A 3397-nucleotide genomic window follows, 5' to 3' on the forward strand; every position below is an offset into this window, starting at 1 on the left:
GGCATGACGACTGCCCGGCCTTCTCCGTCGGCTGGTCCGTGGCGATCCGAAGCTACACCACACCCAGGGACATCACCTTTCATAGCCCATGCCGCCCAGCAGTTCATCGCCGGGATACCAGCGTATGTCCGAAGGTAGCACCGCATAAGGATCGGTCGGAAAATCAAGATGCAGCGCCACGTCGTCCCCCCGTCAGGCCTCAGCCGCGTTTGCCGCGGGCAATTTCCAGATTGTTCTTGCCAGTGCGAACAGGTTGCGGCCGCGTGCGATAATCGCATCCTCGCCCCATGCGTCGCAGCCGGTGATTTCACGATTCATGACCAGCAGGGAGTGATCCTGCAAAGCGGTGCGCTTGCCCTTGACCGTCTCGCCCTTCTCATTGACCCAATCCTGGTAAGGTCCGTTGCTGACAGCCGCATTCAGCGGCTGCGTCAGCAATGTGAGATTGCCGAAACTTTCCCGGAGCCGGTTCCGCCGCACGATCCGACCGACGGGCGTATCGTCTTCGATGCTGTTGAAGAGCGCGGCGTGGGCCTGGTCCGCATTGGGCCTGGTGCCGTCCGCCATGGGCCAATGCGCGGCCCATTGCTGCGGCATCACGTGTTCAACCGTGAGGGACGAGGCGAGCGTGGTTGTCTCGTGGAATTTGGTGCGCTTCGCGATCTCAATTTCCTGAAGGATCGCCCGTGCCCGTGGCGGCTGCAAGGCGACATAGGCGCGGGCGTCGAGCCATTTCCGCTCAAACTCTTCGTCGCGCGGGAAGCGGCCGGTCTCGGATTTCTGCGCCAGGAGAAACGCGGCGAGATTGGCCGCGCTCCAGCCTTTGTCATCCAGATGCGCGATCACCGTCAGGAAGAACTTGTTGTAGTTTTTGCTGGTCAGCTCGCAGACGCCGCGCCGGACGATCAAGGATAGCAGCATGTCGAGCGCGGCGGCCTTGCCCGCATCCTCGATGTCGCTGGCCCACAGGCGCATTGCCAGCGGATAGACAGTCGTTACATCCCACGGCAGCAGGCGGCGGGAGAATGCGGCGAGTGCCGAATCCGCGGTGCGCTCGACCAGCTCGCGGTAGACGCCGCCAAACCGCTCCAGTTCCTGCAACTCCGCCGCCACTGTCGCGTAGCGCGGCTCCTTGGCGTTGCGGGGCTTCAGGAAGGCCTTGTATTCGCTGAAAAGCTTCGAGAGATTGACTTCGCCGGCAATCTTTCCGGCGATGAAATTCGACAGAAAGAACTCGATGCGGGCTTTCTTGTAGCGCCCTTGCTTTTCCTCGACACTCCAGAACGGATCTTCGAACGCTTTCCAGTGCGTCGCAAAAAGCCGTTCCGCCTTCTGGCCCGAGGCGTCGGCCCGGTGAAAGATGTTGTTGCGCACCAGGTCCGAGGCAAGAAGCGGCTCCCCGCGCTCGTTCAGCGTTTCAAAGATGACCTGCGCGTCGTCTCCTTCTTCGAGGACGATCTCGACGACCTTGAATTCCTCGACAAGTGCTTGCCAAAGCGAATCCAGCTTGACCTCGTCCGGCGCGCCGGAATGGGCGGCAGCGGCTTCTTCGGTGTCCTCGTCCGACGCCTCCGGCGACGGCGCGAACTCGTCCTCCAGGTCATCGCTCTCTACCGAATGCTTGATCTTGTCGTAGAAATAGCCATACGCGGATAGCAGTCGCGGCACGGTGTTGTAGTCGTAAATCTTGTCCCGCTGGGCATAAAAATGCTTGCTATATTTACTACGGAGCGTCTCGCGATCACCAGAGATGATGTCGATGAACAGCGGGCGGTCGTACTGTGTCGGCCACACTTTATAGATTTCGACCTCTCGGTCCTCCATCAGGTGCGGCTTGTCGTTCAGGATGTAGTCGGCGATCTTCTCGGCGCTTTTCTCGAAACCCACCGCACGGGCATAGTCCCGCGCCGCAGCAAGAAATATCTGGAAGGTCGTGAGACGCTGCTGGCCGTCCACGACCTGAAAAGACGGCACGCGCCCGGCCGAAAATCCGCCGCGCGCTTCCAGCACGACGGCGCCCATGAAATGCGAGAAGCGGCGTTCGCGCCCGCTCAGGCACTCGATCGCCTTGGTGCGGACATCGTTCCAGAACGGCTCCCATTGTTTGTGCCGCGTCCAGACATAATGGCGCTGATAGATGGGAACGCAGAAACGCTGGCGGTTTTGCAGGAGCCGCCCGATTTCGATAGGGCCGGCCTTCACAGCGAAACCTCGACGACCTTGGTCGTGCCATTGCCGAAAACATCTATGACCTTGACGCCGATCTTGTACCGGCCCTTCTTCGGGTAGCCGCGCGGCGCGCTCGTCAGCTCTCGGTCAGTCAGACTCACAACCTATCCCCCTTGCCCGTTTCTCCATGCGCCGACCGCGTAGGAACCGCGACTGTCAGACGCCCTGACTATTCTACCGACATGACGAAGACGGCACGACCGTGTTTCTTGATCGTACTGGTTCTGACCGCGCCAAATCGATGAGTCGTCCGAGATCATTTTTTGGCCTCCCGCGCCGATAGGGATTTCATGCGACTCGGCCAGAAAGAGCTATTTTGGACTTATTGGACGCAATCGCCATGAAAACGCAAGAGCTGTAGGCCGCCAAGAAGGGGCAACAAGATACCACTCAAAAATCCTCGTCGTCGCGCTCGTGTCCCCGCCCCGATCAGAAACTTCTTATCTGCTGGCCGCCTGCTTTTTCTAAGCGAAAAACTGAGCAATTGGCGGAGGATAGGAAACCGGATGCGAGTGTTCTGCTCCAGTTTCTGAGTATCTCCGCGTGGTAGGGATGTCAGCTGACGTTGCCACTCCTGGCTAATCCAGTTTGAAGTTCGTTCTGGCCCAATGAGAGGACCAGAACATGAGGCGCAGCCGCTTCACGGAAGAGCAGATCATCGGGATCCTGAAGGAGCACGAGGCCGGGGTGCCGGTCTCGGACCTGTGCCGCAAGCACGGGGTCAGCGATGCCAGCATCTACAAGTGGAAGGCCCGTTTCGGCGGGATGGACGTGTCGGAGGCCAAGCGGCTGCGGGCGCTGGAGGATGAGAATGCCAAGCTGAAGCGCATGCTCGCCGATGCCATGCTGGACAATGTGGCGCTGAAGGATCTCCTGGGAAAGAAGTGGTAACGTCCGCTGCCGAGCGCAGGGCTGTCGCCCACCTCATGGAAGCCCATGGGATGAGCGAACGGCGGGCGTGTAAAGCCACCGGCTTCTGCCGCATGACCATGAGATACAAAGCCACGCGCGGGAATGACGCCTCGCTGCGTGAGCGGATGAAGGCCATCGCCCAGGAACGGCGGCGGTTCGGCTATCGACGTCTCCACGTCCTGCTCAGGCGGGAGGGCTTCCGGGTCAACCACAAGCGGTTGTTCCGGCTCTATCGTGAGGAACGGCTGATGGTGCG

2 protein-coding genes and 1 pseudogene are annotated in these 3397 nt (G+C 60.3%); 1 reads left to right on the forward strand and 2 read right to left on the reverse strand.

Features of this window, described 5'->3' with window-relative positions:
* Positions 1–192: 192 nt before the first annotated feature.
* Both PV781_RS23975 and PV781_RS23980 read right to left on the reverse strand, forming a co-directional pair.
* Positions 193–2202 carry a DUF262 domain-containing protein gene (locus PV781_RS23975; RefSeq protein ID WP_274778133.1) on the reverse strand — a complete coding sequence of 670 codons (2010 nt, stop codon included), beginning with the start codon at positions 2200–2202 and terminating at the stop codon, positions 193–195.
* Entirely contained in the window at positions 2199–2330 is a 132-nt protein-coding gene (locus tag PV781_RS23980) for a hypothetical protein (RefSeq protein WP_274778134.1), read from the reverse strand. Before PV781_RS23980 ends, PV781_RS23975 begins: the two co-directional genes overlap by 4 nt.
* Before the next feature lie 523 nt (positions 2331–2853).
* Between PV781_RS23980 and PV781_RS23985 the strand changes: the two are divergent.
* Positions 2854–3397, forward strand: a pseudogene (locus PV781_RS23985) (transposase); the annotation flags it as partial.

This window comes from Aquabacter sediminis (assembly GCF_028863665.1).
Classification (GTDB): domain Bacteria; phylum Pseudomonadota; class Alphaproteobacteria; order Rhizobiales; family Xanthobacteraceae; genus L1I39.